12 protein-coding genes are annotated in these 16,214 nt (G+C 63.4%); 8 read left to right on the top strand and 4 right to left on the bottom strand.

What is annotated here, in order from left to right:
• The first annotated feature begins 464 nt into the window (after nucleotides 1–464).
• The 4 genes from EI969_RS27490 to ycaC all read left to right on the top strand — a co-directional run bounded on the left by EI969_RS27490 (nucleotide 465) and on the right by ycaC (nucleotide 4,016).
• Nucleotides 465–881 (top strand): DoxX family protein, encoded by a 417-nt coding sequence (locus EI969_RS27490; protein ID WP_160390477.1) that lies wholly within the window; start codon nucleotides 465–467, stop codon nucleotides 879–881.
• Nucleotides 874–1,482, top strand: coding sequence for an antibiotic biosynthesis monooxygenase (locus EI969_RS27485; protein ID WP_160390476.1), 609 nt, complete (start codon nucleotides 874–876; stop codon nucleotides 1,480–1,482). Before EI969_RS27490 ends, EI969_RS27485 begins: the two co-directional genes overlap by 8 nt.
• Nucleotides 1,482–3,320: an amidohydrolase gene (locus EI969_RS27480; protein WP_160390475.1), complete on the top strand. Its 1,839-nt coding sequence runs from the start codon at nucleotides 1,482–1,484 to the stop codon at nucleotides 3,318–3,320. Before EI969_RS27485 ends, EI969_RS27480 begins: the two co-directional genes overlap by 1 nt.
• Nucleotides 3,321–3,389: 69 nt before the next feature.
• A complete protein-coding gene (ycaC, locus tag EI969_RS27475) occupies nucleotides 3,390–4,016 on the top strand; it encodes an isochorismate family cysteine hydrolase YcaC (protein ID WP_110661874.1) in 627 nt (208 codons plus the stop codon).
• Nucleotides 4,017–4,160: 144 nt separating this feature from the next.
• Here the strand turns inward: ycaC and EI969_RS27470 are convergent, their stop codons facing one another.
• On the bottom strand, nucleotides 4,161–5,588 hold the full coding sequence (locus tag EI969_RS27470) for a mechanosensitive ion channel family protein (RefSeq protein ID WP_160390474.1): 1,428 nt from the start codon (nucleotides 5,586–5,588) through the stop codon (nucleotides 4,161–4,163).
• A gap of 135 nt (nucleotides 5,589–5,723) precedes the next feature.
• Here EI969_RS27470 and EI969_RS27465 point away from each other — a divergent pair, with 135 nt between their 5' ends.
• Nucleotides 5,724–6,620 carry a LysR family transcriptional regulator gene (locus EI969_RS27465; protein ID WP_160390473.1) on the top strand — a complete coding sequence of 299 codons (897 nt, stop codon included), beginning with the start codon at nucleotides 5,724–5,726 and terminating at the stop codon, nucleotides 6,618–6,620.
• 82 nt (nucleotides 6,621–6,702) lie between these two features.
• Here EI969_RS27465 and EI969_RS30320 read toward each other — a convergent pair whose 3' ends face one another.
• Nucleotides 6,703–7,287, bottom strand: a complete 585-nt coding sequence (locus EI969_RS30320; protein ID WP_178120855.1) for a hypothetical protein — start codon at nucleotides 7,285–7,287, stop codon at nucleotides 6,703–6,705.
• Between EI969_RS30320 and EI969_RS30315 the strand changes: the two genes are divergently transcribed.
• Nucleotides 7,286–7,540: a hypothetical protein gene (locus EI969_RS30315; protein WP_178120853.1), complete on the top strand. Its 255-nt coding sequence runs from the start codon at nucleotides 7,286–7,288 to the stop codon at nucleotides 7,538–7,540. The two genes, EI969_RS30320 and EI969_RS30315, sit on opposite strands and share 2 nt — an antisense overlap.
• Before the next feature lie 107 nt (nucleotides 7,541–7,647).
• On the opposite strand, the gene EI969_RS27450 is transcribed toward EI969_RS30315, so the two are convergent.
• Nucleotides 7,648–8,835 carry a type II secretion system F family protein gene (locus EI969_RS27450; RefSeq protein WP_160390479.1) on the bottom strand — a complete coding sequence of 396 codons (1,188 nt, stop codon included), beginning with the start codon at nucleotides 8,833–8,835 and terminating at the stop codon, nucleotides 7,648–7,650.
• Between the two features lie 14 nt (nucleotides 8,836–8,849).
• Nucleotides 8,850–9,284, bottom strand: a complete 435-nt coding sequence (gspG, locus tag EI969_RS27445; RefSeq protein ID WP_160390471.1) for a type II secretion system major pseudopilin GspG — start codon at nucleotides 9,282–9,284, stop codon at nucleotides 8,850–8,852.
• A gap of 195 nt (nucleotides 9,285–9,479) precedes the next feature.
• Between gspG and EI969_RS27440 the strand changes: the two genes are divergently transcribed.
• Together EI969_RS27440 and mnxG are read left to right on the top strand one after the other, a co-directional pair.
• Nucleotides 9,480–10,088 (top strand): lytic transglycosylase domain-containing protein, encoded by a 609-nt coding sequence (locus EI969_RS27440; protein WP_160390470.1) that lies wholly within the window; start codon nucleotides 9,480–9,482, stop codon nucleotides 10,086–10,088.
• Between the two features lie 205 nt (nucleotides 10,089–10,293).
• Entirely contained in the window at nucleotides 10,294–16,131 is a 5,838-nt protein-coding gene (mnxG, locus tag EI969_RS27435) for a manganese-oxidizing multicopper oxidase MnxG (protein ID WP_160390469.1), read from the top strand.
• The last annotated feature ends 83 nt before the right edge of the window (nucleotides 16,132–16,214 follow it).

Raw genomic sequence — 16,214 nt, 5'->3', positions numbered from 1 at the left:
CATGCGATGAGTTCGACTGCGTCGAACGGCGCTGCGCGCCAATCCCCGGATGAACACCTCCGCTCAGCCTTCCGAGGGGGCGGGTGGATCAAGATCAAGAGCTGCAGGCGAGCTAACGCTCGGCCTGATGAGTGGTGAAGAGCATGGGCGTACGCCGATCAACTGTAGGAGCTGGCTTGCCAGCGATGGCGGCCTGACAGCCACCCAATCTTTCTCAGATGTACCCGATCCAATTGTGGGTGCGAGCCTGCTCGCGAAGAGGCCGGCACATTCAAAAGAGATGTTGGCTGACCCACCGCTATCGCGAGCAGGCTCGCTCCCACAGGATTCCATGTCGTTTGGTCGCTCTCGGTCTTCCCGCAAACAGAGCACGTACATTCAATTTTTCCTCCCCCGGTCCCGGCACTATCAAGTCCTGTCCCGGCGCATCGACGCCGGTGGTTTTTCATTTGTGCGGGTAGGCCATGGACGCTTCGCGACGCGATGATCGGGCGCAAGACTGGGGGCTGCTGTTCCTGCGGGTTAGCGGCGGGTTGTTCCTGGTGTGGGTGCACGGTTTGCCCAAGCTGCTGCACTACAGTGCTGAGTTGCAGAACATCGAAGACCCTTTCCATCTGGGCGCGAACCTGACGTTGATGCTGGCGATTTTCGCCGAGGTGGTGTGCCCACTGCTGATCGTCGTCGGGTCGCTGGCGCGTCTGGCGTGTTTGCCTATTCTGTTTTTGCTGTGGGTGTCGATGCTGATCGTGCATCCGCAGTGGACGCTCTTTGAAGGCCAGTTCGGCTGGCTGTTACTGATCGTGTTCACCAGCATTTTCATCGCCGGGCCGGGACGGCTGGCGCTCAATGTCCGTTTTGCCGGAGCCTTGCGTTATGTCTGAACTCAATCGCCGCGAGCCTGCAAGTCCCGGGCCTGACGAGGTGGTGACCCTGATCGTCAAGCACCGGGTCAAGGCCGGTTTCGAAGTGCCTTATGAAGCCTGGCTGCGCAACATCGTCAGGGTGGCCGCGCAGAACGTCGGGCACTTGGGGGTGGATGTGGTGCGCGGCAAGAACGCAGGGCTCGACAGCTACACCTGCGTACTGCGTTTTTGCTCGACCGAGGCGATGCAGAACTGGCTCGACTCGCCGCAGCGCCAGGCGCTGGTCGACGAAGCCGCACCGATGCTGGCCGACGGTGACCAGACCGAGGTCAATCCGCTCAACGAGTTCTGGTTCTCGCCCCAGGCCGAAGCCGGGACGCCACCGCCGCGCTGGAAGCAGGCCGTGGTGACGCTGCTGGTGATCCTGCCGCACACCTTGCTGGTGCCGCTGCTCTGGGGGCCGTTGCTTGGGCTCAACAGTTTTCTTTCCAGCTACGTGGTGGCCACGTTCCTGATCACCCTGACCATCGTGGTGTCGGTGGTCTACCTCTTCATGCCCATGGCGACGCGCCTGTTCGAGCCCTGGCTGTCTCCTACTACTTCGCACGAGGAACCGTGATGAACGCCGATCTGATTCTGTTCAATGGTCAATTCCATACCGTTGACCGTGAGAAACCGCTCGCGAGCGCCGTGGCGATCAGCGACGGGCGTTTTGTCGTGGTCGGCAACGATGCCCAGGCCATGGCCCTGCGGGGCTCGAACACCCAGGTCATCGACCTCAAGGGCCGTTGTGTGATCCCCGGGCTCAACGACTCGCACCTGCACCTGATCCGTGGCGGCTTGAACTACAACCTCGAACTGCGTTGGGAAGGCGTGCCGTCCCTGGCCGACGCCTTGCGCATGCTCAAGGATCAGGCGGACCGCACGCCGACGCCACAGTGGGTGCGGGTGGTCGGTGGCTGGAACGAATTCCAGTTCGCCGAGAAGCGCATGCCGACCCTGGCGGAGCTCAACCAGGCGGCACCGGACACGCCGGTGTTCGTGCTGCACCTGTACGACCGCGCCTTGCTCAACCGCGCCGCGTTGCGTGTCGCCGGTTACACCCGCGACACGCCGAACCCGCCGGGTGGCGAGATCGTGCGCGACGCCAATGGCGAGCCGACCGGCATGCTGGTGGCACGGCCCAACGCGATGATTCTGTACTCGACGCTGGCCAAGGGGCCGAAGCTGCCGCTGGAGTATCAGGTCAACTCGACCCGTCAGTTCATGCGCGAACTCAATCGCCTGGGCCTGACCAGCGCCATCGATGCCGGCGGCGGTTTCCAGAATTACCCGGACGATTACCAGGTGATCGAGCAGTTGGCGAAGGATGAGCAACTGACCGTGCGCATCGCCTACAACCTGTTCACCCAGAAGCCCAAGGAAGAGCTGACCGACTTCAAGAACTGGACCGGCAGCGTGAAGCTGCACCAGGGCGATGACTACCTGCGGCACAACGGCGCCGGGGAAATGCTGGTGTTCTCGGCGGCGGACTTCGAAGACTTCCTTGAACCGCGCCCGGACCTGCCGCAAACCATGGAAGCCGAGTTGGAGCCGGTGGTGCGTCACCTTGTGGAGCAACGCTGGCCGTTCCGCTTGCACGCGACCTACAACGAATCCATCAGCCGCATGCTCGACGTGTTCGAGAAGGTCAACCGCGACATTCCGTTCAACGGCTTGCCGTGGTTTTTCGACCACGCCGAAACCATCACCCCGCAGAACATCGAGCGGGTGAGGGCGCTGGGTGGCGGCATTGCGATTCAGGATCGCATGGCGTTCCAGGGTGAATATTTCGTCGAGCGTTACGGCGCGAAAGCGGCCGAAGCCACGCCACCGATCAAGCGCATGCTGGCCGAGGGCGTACCGGTCGGCGCCGGTACCGATGCCACGCGAGTGTCGAGCTACAACCCGTGGACCTCGCTGTACTGGATGGTCAGTGGCCGCACCGTCGGCGGTCTGGAGTTGCACGCCGAAGGCCTGTCGCGCCTGACTGCGCTGGAATTGTTCACCCACGGCAGCGCCTGGTTCTCGTCGGAGCAAGGCAAGAAGGGCCAGATCAAGGTCGGGCAACTGGCCGACGTCGCCGCCCTGAGCGCGGATTTTTTCAGTGTCGACGAAGAGGCGATCAAGTGGATCGAGTCGGTGTTGACCGTGGTCGGCGGCAAGGTCGTGTACGGCGCCGGTGACTTCGAGAAGCTCGGGCCGCCCAGCGTGCCGGTGCTGCCGGACTGGTCGCCGGTGGTGAAGGTGCCGGGCCACTGGCGCCCGACCTCGCCGATGCAGGCCCAGGTTCACCATTGCAGCGGGCCGTGCGCGGTGCATTCCCACAGCCATGAACGGGCCCGCCTGTCGAACGCACCGGTCAGCGATTTCGCCGGTTTCTGGGGCGCCTTTGGCTGCTCGTGTTTTGCCTTCTGACGAATTCAAAAAAACGCCGGCCCGACAGGTCGGCGCTGACTGCGACAACCATCCATCAAGGAGTTTCCAATGAGCAACGTTCCGTACAAACGCCTGAACAAAGACGATGCCGTGGTATTGCTGGTCGACCACCAGACCGGTCTGATTTCGCTGGTACAGGATTTCACCCCCAACGAGTTCAAGAACAACGTGCTGGCGCTGGGCGACATCGCCAAGTTCTTCAAACTGCCGACCATCCTCACCACCAGCTTCGACAGCGGTCCGAACGGGCCGATCGTGCCGGAGCTCAAGGCACAGTTCCCGGACGCGCCGTTCATTGCCCGCCCGGGCCAGATCAACGCCTGGGACAACGAAGACTTCGTCAAGGCGATCAAGGCCACCGGCCGCAAGCAACTGATCATCGCCGGTGTGGTGACCGACGTGTGCGTGGCGTTCCCGACCCTGTCGGCGATTGCCGAAGGTTTTGACGTGTTTGTGGTGACCGACGCTTCCGGCACCTTCAACACCACCGTGCAACAAGCGGCGTGGGCGCGCATGTCGGCCGCCGGTGCGCAACTGCTGAACTGGTTCTCCGTGGCCTGCGAACTGCAAGGCGACTGGCGCAACGACATGGAAGGCCTGGCCAACCTGCTGTCCGAACGCCTGCCGAACTATCGCAACCTGATCAACAGCTACACCAAGTTCACCGCCCAGTAAGTACGCAGCACCTGTAGGAGCGAGCCGGCTCCGGGCGGCGTTCCGACGATGGAGTATCAGTCAAAACCAATCTGGCTGACACACCATCGTCGGAACGCCGCCCGGAGCAGGCTCGCTCCTACAGGGTTTTGTGTGAACAGTGGATCAGCGACTCTGCAACCAGCTTAAAAACCCACCTTTCCTGACCACCACCGGTTTGGCCATCAATGCCATCCGGCTGTTCTGCTGGCGCACCGCTTGCAGCTTGTTCAACGCCCGGTCGACTTCGCGCCGTTGCTCCATGCAGTGGCGGGTCAGGGATTTGTCGAGGCGATAAATGATGCTTGAAGTCATGGCCGTGAAGCGGGCCTGGGACGGCGTGTCGGCGAGGATGCTCTGTTCGCCCATGACTTCACTCGGGCCCATGCGACCGGCTTCGATCTGCGTGTTGCCGTCGGGGACCGTGGCGCTGACCACGCCGGTGGCGATGACGAACAGGCTGTCCGGTACTTCCTCCAGTTCCAGCACCACCTCACCGGCCGCGTACTGCTGCGCCACCATGTTCTGGGCCAGGCGATCCCGTTCCTCGGCGCTCAGGGAGCGGAAGATTTTCACTTCATCGAGCAAGGCCCGAGCGCGGGTCGACGGCTCGATCACGCCATCGGGCTGCCGGGAAATGCCTGCCGCTTCAAGGTGCCGATGGGCCAGGTCGAACAGTTGATTGCGCACTTCGCCCTTTTTGCCCAGCTCGGCGATGAAGCCGCTGGCCACGTATTCGGACATGGTTTCGCCGGCCTCCTTGAGCACGGCTTTGGGCGGCGGATCGAGCAGCAGGCTGCTGCTGCCCTGAAGGGTGCGGTCCAGGGCATCGAGCACCCGACGCGGGCGGATGTGGTTGGGCACCTGGATGCTGATCGACACGCCGTGCAGATTGAACGGGCGGCTGAGGTTGACGATCTTCGCCTTGGCCGCCACCGAGTTCGGCACCACGGCCGTACTGCCGGCGCTGGTCAGCAGATGGGTGGCGCGCCAGTCGATGTCCAGCACCTTGCCCTCAACGCCGTCGATGGAAACCCGATCGTCGACCTGATACGGCTTGGTGGTGTTGAGTACGATGCCGGAGAACACGTCGCTCAGGGTGCTCTGCAAGGCCAGGCCCACCACGATGGCGACGACGCCGGAGGTCGCCAGCAGGCCTTTCACCGGCAGTTCCAGTACATAGCCGGCGGCGGCGACGACGGCAATCAGGAACACCAGTGCGCCGATGACATCCTGCAGCAACCGGCCGCTGTGGCCGATGCGCCGCACCAGGACCAGGCCGATCACTTCGGTGAGCACCCGCGCCGCGTACAGCCACCACAGGATGCCCAGCGCCGTGGCCCCCAGCTGCGCCACGCGATCATCGGCAAACAACGGCGCCTGCAACGGACTGCCCCCGGCGTTGATGAGCACCGCGCTGAACAGCAGGAACAGCGCCAGGCGCACCCCGACCCGGATCACGCGATGCTTGAACGGCGCGAGGTGCCAGAGCAGGGCGTCGATGGCCAGCAGCAGGGCGCTCAGGGAGAGCAAATGATCGAGGAGCAAGGACATGGGGAAACTCCATTTAAGGGTGTGCGCGGCTACTTCCGGGGGAAGGCGGTTTCAGCGCCGTGAGCGAAGATTAATGCTGTGCCAGGCAGGGAAAAAGCGGCTATAAAGTGTTTGACTGTCAACCTGGAAGTGACAATGAACCCCTTCGAAGATATGCGTATTTTTTGCCAGGTCATGGACTCCGGCAGCTTCACGGCTGCCGCCGATCAACTGGGCCTGTCCAAACAGTTTGTCAGCCGCCGCTTGATGCAACTCGAAGAACGCCTGGGCGTGCGCTTGCTCAATCGCTCGACCCGGCGCCTGGATGTCACGCCGCTGGGACAGAGCTATTACGAATCGGCCTTGCGCCTGCTCGGCGAAGTCGAACAAGTGGAGCAGGGCATTTCAGGCCAGACCACCGAGCCCCGCGGGACCCTCCGTGTGAGTGCGCCGCTGTCGTTCGCACTGGCGCACCTGGGATGCCTGTTGCCGGTGTTTTTGCAGCGTTATCGCGACGTCACGGTGGAGATGGATTTGAGCGATCGTCCTGTGGATCTGCTCGGTGAAGGTTACGACCTGGCGTTACGCATCGGCACACTGGAAGACTCGACACTGATCGCCCGACGCATTGCCTCCATTGAGCGGGTGTACTGCGCCAGCCCCGCGTACCTGGCCGAGCGCGGCACTCCGCGCAAGCCTGAGGATCTGCACGGGCATGACTGCCTGCCGTACGGCCATGGTCGACAGGTGCAATGGCGTTTTGCGGGGCAGGGCAAGCCGCTCACGGTCAACGTCACCGGGCGGATGCGGGTCAACAATGGCGAGGTGCTCAGGGATGCGGCCATTGCGGGCCTGGGGATCACCTATTTGCCGACCTTCATTGTCGGTTCGGCGCTGAAGGATGGAAGGCTGGTGCAAGTGCTGGGGGATTGGCGGCCGGAGCCGCTGACGTTGTCGGCGGTCTATCCGCAACACCGGCAGGGTTCGCGGCCAGTGCAGGCGCTGGTTGATTTTTTGCGCGAGGAACTGGATCAGTCTGAGGGTGGGTTGTAAGGCACTGTTCATATAAACCATTGTGGGAGCGAGCAAGCTCGCTCCCACAGGTTTTTTTGTGTTGTATGGGGTTCAGTGTGAATCAGCTCCTTTTGTCATCCCCGGGCTCGGCGTGCACGCCGCGATCATCACCGATTTCGCCATTGGCATGGACGCCGCGGTCATCACCGATTTCGCCATTGGCATGAACGCCGCGGTCATCACCGATTTCGCCATTGGCATGAACGCCATGGTCATCGCCGGGCTCGCCGTTGGCATGGACGCCATGGTCATCCCCGGGTTCATCATGGGTGCCGCTGCGCCCGGAGGACGAAACCGATCCGGAGTGGCTCGAACCGCTGTTGGAATTGCCATGGCCGCTGTTACTGCCATGGTCGCCGCTGTGGCCGCTGCCGCTGTTTCCGCCGTTGCCACCACTGCCGCTTCCGCCGTGACTGCCGCCATTGCCGCCACCGCCACCGCCTCCATTGCCGCCGCCACCGCCGCCTCCATTGCCACCGCCGCCGCCACCTCCATTGCCGCCACCACCACCCCCACCGCCACCACCACTACCCCCATCCTTGGCCTGGGCACTGGATACCCCGGACAGGCTGTCCGGAATCAATACGGTAGACGCCGACAGAACCGCGCCAATAGCTACTGCGAGTAAAAGCTTATTGATGTGCATGTCGTTCTCCGTCTTTTTTATTCAGATTGGAACGTTGATTAACAGTGCAACGTGCTGCTTTTTTTTGGGCTTTCTCTGGTTTGGAGATCATTTCATTTTCGACCAGGACGCGGTCTCTGTAGGAGCTGGCTTGCCAGCGATGGTCGTTAACGATAACGCGTGTGAACCGGATAAACGCGGCGCACTTGAGTCCATCGCCGGCAAGCCGGCTCCTACAGGTATTGCGTTATCGGTGTTTCCCGGGATTGCGTGAAGAACCTTTTTTTCCCCGTGGGAACTTGATAAACACCTCGGCGGACCGATTTATTCAGTCGGTTGTTGAAAACAATGCAACGTGCAGCACGACCTTGTTGCAAAAGGTCAGTGAATGCTCGAGGCCAGTTCGAAAATCGGGATGTACATCAGGATCACGATCACCCCGATCAACAGGCCGATGAAGGTCATGAGCAAGGGTTCGAACAGCCGCACGAACCATTCGATCCAGCGGCTGATTTCTTCGTCATAGAAATCGGCGCTGCGCTCCATCATCTGCCCGAGGTTGCCGGACTGTTCACCGGCGCGCAGCAGGCGCAGGGACACCGGCGTCACCAGGTGATTGAGTTCCAGCGCGGTCGACAACGATTGCCCTTCGCGCACCCGTTCGCAGGCCTGGTCCAGCCGACTGCGGGAGGCGACGGTGAGCAGGTTGCGCACCATGCCCATGGCGGTGACGAGGGGAATGCCGCCCTGCAGCAGAATGCCCAGCGAACGGTAGAAGCGCGCCAGCTCATACATGAAGATGCGCTGATGCACCGCGGGGAGTTTTTCGATCACGCGGTCCAGCCCCCGTCGGAAGGCCGGTTGGCGCTGGAGCAGGACGAGGGCGACGATGATGGCCAGCAAGCCCCCGAAGAACTCGCCCTGGTGGGCGTGAAGGAACATGCCGCTGCTCATCAGGATCTGCGACAGCCAGGGCAGGTTCGACCCCAACCCTTCGAATACCAGGCTGAAGCGCGGTACCACGTAGCCCATCAGGAACAACACCACGCCACCGCCCACGACCAGCAACAGCATGGGGTAGATCGACGCGCTGATGATCTTCTGGCGAACCTCGTCCATGCGCTGCCGATAGCTGACATAGCGGCCCAGGGCATCGCCGACGGCGCCGGTCTTCTCGCTGGACTGCACCAGCGCCACGTACAAAGGCGGGAAAACCGCCGACAACTGGCCCAGGGCCTGGGAGAACGATTTGCCCTCGTAAAGCAGGCGCACCAGCTCGCTCAGGGTTTTGCGGGCTTGTGGCGCGTTTTCCTTTTCCGCCAGGCTTTCCAGCGCATCGATCAGCGGCAGGCCGGCGTTGAGCAAGGTGGTCAGCTCCTGGCTGAACAACACCAGGTTGAACGTCTCGCGCTTGTTCAGGCGCAACGCACGCCAATGGCGCTCGGCGTGCAGGCTGACCACCCGCAGGCCCTGGTCTTCGGCGATGCGCCGGGCTTCGCTTTGCCCTGGCGCCTCGACGGTCAGGGAGACGACACCGGCCTTGCCGACGGCTTTGAGATGAAAGCGCATGGTCGCCATAGCCGTCAGTTCCAGTTGGTGACTTCGGCGTTCTCGCCTTCGCCGCCGGGTTGCCCGTCCTTGCCCATGGACAACAGGTCGTATTCGCTGTTTTCACCGGGATAGCGATAGCTGTAGTTGCGGCCCCAAGGGTCCTGGGGCAGTTTTTTCTGCAGGTACGGGCCGGTCCAGCGCGGTTCGTCGGCGGGGGCCGCGACCAGCGCCTGCAGGCCCTGTTCAGTCGTCGGGTAATGGCCGACCTCGAGGCGGTAAATGTCCAGGGCTTTGCTCAAGCCTTCGATTTGCGCCTTGGCCACTTTCACTTCGGAACGGCCCAGTTGGGCGAAATACTTCGGCGCCACGATGCCGGCCAACAGCCCCAGCACCACCAGCACCACCAACAGTTCGAGCAGGGTGAACCCGCTTTGGGTTCGCCGGGCATAACGCAGATGCTGATTCATGATGACCTCGCACGGTAGGCAGCAGAGTTGCTATGCAGCAGCATGCAATTGCCATGCTCACGACTGGTGATCCCGCCGCACCCCCCGTACTACGGGCCTTCGCACTTACGGCACAGTGCTTGCGTATGGCTGTTCCACGACTGGCCACTGGGGCAATACCCCCAATTTTCGGGGCCGGGAAGGGGAGGTCTAACAATGAAATCACTCACCACCGGGTTGCTGGGTCTGCTGGTGCTGACCGGCGCCGTCCAGGCCGATGTGTTTGTTTCCGTGGATGCCAATGGCAGCTACGTCCTGTCCAATGTCCACCGCCCCGGACGCCATTATGAGCGGGTGATCCGCGAGCCCGATGCGGCGGTCGTCAGCCTCGACCAGCAACCGCAGATGATCGCCGCGCAACCCTATGCCGAGCTGGTGTCGGCGGCGGCCACGGCCAATGAATTGCCGGCGGCGCTGCTGCATGCGGTGATCAAGGCGGAATCGAGCTACAACGCCCGCGCCACCTCACCCAAGGGCGCTCGCGGACTGATGCAATTGATGCCCGACACCGCCCGCGAAATGGGCGTGACCAACGCCTACGACCCGAAGGCCAACATCCAGGGCGGCGCCCGCTATCTCAAGCGCCTGATGACGATGTTCGACAACGACATCCGCCTCGCCGTGGCGGCCTACAACGCCGGCCCGCAGGCGGTGCTCAGCCGCGGCAACGTGGTCCCGCCGTTCGCCGAAACCCAGCGTTATGTGCCCAACGTGTTGAACCAGTATCGGCGTTTGCAGGGCCTGGCTGCGGACGCCCCGCTGTGATCGAAACCCTGGGGGCGGTTTTCCCCAATAGTGGGGAATGGTGGCCCCGGCGAGAAAGTGGGGGATTGGGTGGGGTATATCCCCCGGCGTATCAAGTCGTGAATATAACTAATTGATTAATAACGAAAATATTTATGGCATGAGGATTGCTCTCGACCATTTGTCGTTAAGTGATCCCTGAAAACCCGTTGCGAGGCCCGAGACGATGATCGGCATATCCCACGCCCCGTCCCTGATTAATTTGCTGTTGTTGGTGACATCGATGCTCGGCATCGAGATTGCCAGCGCAGCTGCACGTTGCGAGCGCAATCTGGTAGCCAACGTCGTGGCGTTCGATCAGCCGCTGATGTTCAACCGCCTGGGTGCGCAGAACGTCAACGGCATGATGTTCGCCCTGCGTCGCGATGTGGTCGACGACCATGACGTTTCCCTCGCCCAAGGCGGCGCAGCAGTGCCGGGCAAGGTGTCCCTGCGGCCCGACAAGCGTCCGCGTCCGCTGGTGTTGCGTGTGGCTGCCGGCGATTGCCTGACCATCAATCTGCAAAACCTGCTGGCCTACCAGTCCAACCCGGGCAGCCATGACGCATTCGAGCAGGAGGAGGAAGAAGGGGAAGAGCAAGAGGGTGGCGGGACCGGCAACGCCGAAAATTTCAAGGCCGATGAGCAGGTGGCCGACCGTCATGTCGGCTTCCAGGTCAACGGCTTGCAGGCCGTCAACAGCATCGATGACATCGCCTCCTATACCGGGCGCAACGCCAACAGCCTCGTCGCCCCTGGCAGCAGCCGTTCCTATACCTTGTACGCCGAACGCGAAGGCGCGTTCGATGTCAGCAGCCGTGGCGCGACCTTCGGTGGCGAGGGCGCGGCGGGCAACAACGCCAATGGCCTGTTCGCCCAGGTCGTGGTCGTGCCCAAGGGTGGCCGAACCTACCGCAACACCCTGACCGAAGAAGAGATGCGCCTGGCCAGCTCCGGACGCACGCCGGCCGGCCAGCCCATCGTCGATTACCAGGCGCGCTACCCGCAACGCGAGCCGTGGATTCGTGAAGGCAAGGCCGGTACGCCGATCATCAGCATGGTGGACGGCAGTGAAATCATTTCCGGCGAAAGCGATGCGATCGTCATGGGCAGCAACGCCGACGGCAGCTTCCCGCCATCGACCTATCCGCTGGAAGCCATGGGCAAACGCAATCCGGCGCTGCCGAACCGGCTGGAGCCGTTCCGCGATTTCGCTTCGCAGTTCCAGGATGAAACCGCCGTCACCCAGGCCTTCCCGGCGTACTTTGCGGACCCGGTGATGGGCCATGTGCTGGAGCCGACCCGCGACTCGTTCATGATCAACTACGGCTCCGGCGGCATGGGCGCCGAAGTGGTCGCCAATCGCCTGGGCGTGGGGCCGATGCACGATTGCCTGTCCTGCGCCTATGAAGAGTTCTTCCTCAGCTCGCACACCGTGGGCGACGTGGCGATGCTGGTGGACGTGCCGGCCAACTCGGGCCTGGAAAACATTCGCCCCGGCGAAGTGCCGCGTGCCGATCAGGTCGGGGTCAAGGCGACCATGGCGCTGTATCCGTCGGAGCCGTCCAACGTCAACCACAGCTACATCGGTGACTTCGTCAAATTCCGCAACACCCACAACGGCTACGAACACCACATCTTCCATCTGCACGGGCATCAATGGCTGTACAACCCGAACGATGACAACACCGATTACCTGGACGCCCAGGGCATCGGCCCGGGTGCCGGCTACACCTATGAAATCGCCAACGGCGGTTCGGGCAACCGTAACCGGGTAGCGGGCGATGCGATCTATCACTGCCACTTCTACCCGCACTTCGCCCAAGGCATGTGGGCCATGTGGCGGGTGCACGATGTGTTTGAAGAAGGCACCCGGCTCGAAGTGTCCCAGCAGGGTGACGACGGCTTCCACAAGAAGCCCTATGCGCTGCGCAGCGGTAAACCGGCGACGGGCGCGCGGGCCTTGCCCGATGGCGAAATCATCGCCGGTACGCCGATCCCGGCCGTCGTGCCGCTGCCTGGCAAAGCCATGGCGCCCATGCCGGGCAAGGTCGCCGTGGTGCCGAAAATCGGCCAGACCCTGGTGGCCGCGGGCGACGATGACGATGATGGTGATGATGACCACGGCGGCGGCAATGGCGGCGTCCAGGCCATCGGTTCGCTGGCGCTGGTCGATCGCAGCGAAGCCAACCGCAACGCCGACGGCAGCCTGAAGAACCCCGGTTTCCCATTCTGGATCGGCGGCATGGAAAGTTCGGTCGGCCAACGCCCGCCAACCCCACCGCTGGACATGCTCGACGCGGCCAAGGCCCAGGCCCTGAAAACCAGCGGCAATGGCCTGTGGGCCAACCTCGACCCGAACCAGTCCGGTGGCTGGGACGGTGGTCTGGGGCGCCATGCGCTGGACGGCGTGTCGGCCGGGGGCGAGGCGCACACGGTGACCACCTCGCTGGATTTCTCCAAGGAAGTGAAGCGGGCCAAGCCGATCTACCTGCCGGAAGAGGGCACCGAAGTCGAACAGGCGGCCATGGCCTTCCACGCCAAGAAGGAGCACCCCAGCTTTGCCGTGCTGCCGGGCAAACAGGTGGTGGCGCGCAACTTCCGCACCAATGGCGCCTTGCCGATTGCCGGTGCGCCGTTCTACGAACCCTGCATGGATGATCGGGCCAAGCGCCTGACCAGCAGTGCCGGCAGCGGTGAATACAACAGCGGCGAGCGCATCGACGGCATGTCCTTCACCGGCTCCTCGACCTTCACCGCCGACCGTCCGCGCATCTACAAGGCGGCCAACATCCAGTTCGACGCGGTGTACAACAAGGTCGGCTACCACTTCCCGCAGGCGCGCATCCTGGCGCTGTGGGAAGACGCCTGGCCGGTGATCACCAAACAGCGTCCGCCAGAGCCGCTGGTGATGCGCATGAACACCTTCGACTGCGTGCAGTACCAGCAAACCAACCTGGTGCCGGCCACCTACGAGATGGACGACTATCAGGTGCGCACCCCGACCGACGTGATCGGCCAGCACATTCACTTGCCCAAGTGGGACCTGACGTCCGCCGATGGTTCGTCCAACGGCTGGAACTACGAAGACGGCGTGCTTTCCCCGGGTGCCGTGGTGGAGCGCATCCATGCCATCCGCGCGTTCAACCAGTGCGAGGGCGCCGACCCGCGTGACGGCATGCCGGCCTGCCCGGTGGCCAAGGCGCATCCGTTCTTCGGTCAATATGGCCGGGCGGACTGGATGGGTGCGCGCACGGCGATGCAGCGCTGGTTCATCGACCCGGTGATCAACACCAAGGGTGTCGACCGTGGCCTGGGGACCATTTTCACCCACGACCACCTCGGCCCATCGACTCACCAACAGATTGGCCTGTACGCCACCGTGCTCGCCGAACCGGCCGGTTCCACCTGGTTCCACGCCGAAACGGGCGAGCCGTTGTACAGCGGCGCGCGCTCGGATGGCGGACCGACTTCATGGCAGGCGGTGATATCGACCGGTGACCTCGACGGTGACGGCAAGAACGACAGCTTCCGTGAGTTCTTCCTGGAATACAGCGACTTCCAGCACGCCTATGAAGCCGGTGTCTACGTCGGTGCCGGCCCCAATGGCGTGCCTAATCCACAGGCGTTCCCGGCGACGGCCGACAGCTTCCGCTATGCGATCAACCCGCCGGTGCGCAACAACGCTGGCAACCTGCTCGAGTCGGTGGTCGAGGCCCGCGGCGGCATCAAGTTGGGCTGCCCGACCAGGCCATGTCCACAAGCGATCTCGGTGGATGACCCCGGCATGTTCGTCGTCAATTACCGCAACGAGCCCCTGGGCCTGCGAGTGTTCGACCCGAACAAGGTCGGCCCGGACGGCAAGCGCGGCATGCAGGCCGACGGCCTGGGGGGCGATCTGTCGTTCGCCATGCAAAGCCGCACCGACCGCGCGATCCCGGCGATGAACCTGGCGCCTAACCTGGTGACTTCGGCCACCGGCCCGACCGGCGGCACCACGCTGTTCCCGCCGCACATCAACCGTGGCGGTGCGGAACCGGGTGATCCGTTCACGCCGATGCTGCGTACCTACACCGGCGACAACGTGCGGTTGCGGGTGCATGCCGGCGGCCATGAAGAAGAGCACAACGTCACCCTACACGGAGTGAAGTGGCTGCAGAGCGGCACGGGCTACGGCAACAGCTCCAACTCGGGCTGGCGCGCCTCGCAGATGGTCGGGATTTCCGAGCAGATGGGCTTCATTGCGCCGCTGTCGATGCTCTCCAGTTCCGCGGCGACCACGGGTGATTACCTGTACTCGATGGACGCCTCGATCGAAGGCTACTGGAACGGCATCTGGGGCGTGATGCGCAACTACACCGCGCAACGCACCGATCTGTTCGCGCTGCCGAACAACCCAAAACCGGCGGGCATGCGCAACACCGTGGCGTTCGAGGGCACCTGTCCACGGATCAGCGCCAACCCCAATGGCATCGGTACCCGGCCGACCGTGCAGCGCAACTACGAGGTGGTGGCGGCGCTGGCCAACGACATCCTGAGCAATCCGCTGGGCTTGTCGATCGGCGATCCCGAGGGGCTCGGCCAGCATGTCGGCGGGCCACTGAATCCGGCGGGCGGCACCCTGGTGTTCAACTCACGGACCGTGAGCATTCCACGGGTGACGGTGACCGATCCCGAGGACGGCGAAACCGTCACCATCGGTGGCCAGAGCGGGCCGATCCATGACCCGACCGCGATCCTGTACGTGCGCAAGGCCGACCTCGACCTGACCACCGGCAAGCTCAAGCCAGGTGTGGCTGTCGAACCGCTGGTACTGCGCGCAGCGGCCGGGGACTGCATCAATATCACCCTGGAGAACCGCCTGCCGAGCGTGATGCCGGACCTGGCCCAGACCGCGATCCTGCAGGGGCTGGTCAAGCGTGATCGCCATGATGGCGACGGCTCGACCACCTTCAACAACAACCTGCTGCGGCCTTCCAGCCATGTCGGTCTGCATGCGCAATTGCTGGCCTACGACATCACCAAGTCCGACGGTACCAACGTCGGCGCCAACCCGATCCAGACCGTGCCGCCACGCGTCGGCAACAGCGGCGCGTACCCGACCCGTACCTACCAGTACTACGCCGGGCACCTGGAGCGTGAAGGTAAACCGGTGACCCAACTGGGCCGCAGCGTCGACAACATCAACGCCACGGCGGTGGAGTTCGGCGGCTTGAACTTCACCCCGGCGGATGTGATCAAGCAGGCGCAGAAAGGCCTTGGCGGTGCGATGAGTGTGCTGCCGGTCGGTGCCACCTGGGTCGAGGATGCCAAGCGTGCATCGGCCACGGTCACGGCGACGGGGCAGGCGGTTTACCGCGACTTCGCGATGGTCTGGCAGCGGGCCTTGAACCTGCGCTGGGCGAGCGGGCGGCCGGTGGAAGGCATCGCCTCGGAAGGCATGGGCGTGCCGAACGATCCGAAGGACAACGCCGGCATGGCCATCAACTACAAGACCGAGCCCATGTGGTATCGCTTCGGCCTCGCGCCGGATGCACCGTTCGGCCGTGCCGGCGGCTTTGGCTACGGTGACGTGCCCAACGCCCACATGGCCTACAGCAACGCGCTGGTGGGCGGCGATCCGCAAACACCGGTGTTCTACGTCAAACCGGGGCAACCGTTCCGCACCCATGTGCTGATGCCGACCGGCGGCAGCCGCGGCTCGACCTTCCAGCTCGACGGTCACCTCTGGTCGGTCAACCCGTACCTGTCGGAGAAGAGCGATACCGCTGGCTATCCAATGGGCGCCCCTGGCGTGGGATCGGTGCGGTTCGGCCTGAACCCGATGTCGATGTACATCGGCGCCCGCGAAAGCGTACTGCCGGCCGCGCACTTCAGCGCCATGCACCCGAGCGCCGGCGGCAGCAATGCGATTGCGGGGGATTACCTGTTCCGCGACAACGCGTCGTTCGGCAATACCGCCGGTTTGTGGGGCTTGCTGCGGGTCACGAATGAACCGGCGCCGACAACGGCACCTGCGCCGTAGTTGCCGGGATGGAAGGGTGGATCACTCCACCCCTGTGGGAGCGAGCTTGCTCGCGATAGCGGACTGGCAGTCGACATCGTTGG

The organism is Pseudomonas sp. PB101, assembly GCF_009764265.1.
GTDB lineage: Bacteria > Pseudomonadota > Gammaproteobacteria > Pseudomonadales > Pseudomonadaceae > Aquipseudomonas.
Note: the sequence above shows the minus strand (reverse complement) of the source record. Positions and strands in the feature narration are given on the sequence as shown.

Bases quoted from the DNA above. Each gene is read 5' to 3' on its own strand.
- EI969_RS27490 (WP_160390477.1), top strand. From the start codon at position 465: ATGGACGCTTCGCGACGCGATGATCGGGCGCAAGACTGGGGGCTGCTG.
- EI969_RS27485 (WP_160390476.1), top strand. From the start codon at position 874: ATGTCTGAACTCAATCGCCGCGAGCCTGCAAGTCCCGGGCCTGACGAG.
- EI969_RS27480 (WP_160390475.1), top strand. From the start codon at position 1,482: ATGAACGCCGATCTGATTCTGTTCAATGGTCAATTCCATACCGTTGAC.
- ycaC (WP_110661874.1), top strand. From the start codon at position 3,390: ATGAGCAACGTTCCGTACAAACGCCTGAACAAAGACGATGCCGTGGTA.
- EI969_RS27470 (WP_160390474.1), bottom strand. From the start codon at position 5,588: ATGTCCTTGCTCCTCGATCATTTGCTCTCCCTGAGCGCCCTGCTGCTG.
- EI969_RS27465 (WP_160390473.1), top strand. From the start codon at position 5,724: ATGAACCCCTTCGAAGATATGCGTATTTTTTGCCAGGTCATGGACTCC.
- EI969_RS30315 (WP_178120853.1), top strand. From the start codon at position 7,286: ATGTCGTTCTCCGTCTTTTTTATTCAGATTGGAACGTTGATTAACAGT.
- EI969_RS30320 (WP_178120855.1), bottom strand. From the start codon at position 7,287: ATGCACATCAATAAGCTTTTACTCGCAGTAGCTATTGGCGCGGTTCTG.
- EI969_RS27450 (WP_160390479.1), bottom strand. From the start codon at position 8,835: ATGCGCTTTCATCTCAAAGCCGTCGGCAAGGCCGGTGTCGTCTCCCTG.
- gspG (WP_160390471.1), bottom strand. From the start codon at position 9,284: ATGAATCAGCATCTGCGTTATGCCCGGCGAACCCAAAGCGGGTTCACC.
- EI969_RS27440 (WP_160390470.1), top strand. From the start codon at position 9,480: ATGAAATCACTCACCACCGGGTTGCTGGGTCTGCTGGTGCTGACCGGC.
- mnxG (WP_160390469.1), top strand. From the start codon at position 10,294: ATGATCGGCATATCCCACGCCCCGTCCCTGATTAATTTGCTGTTGTTG.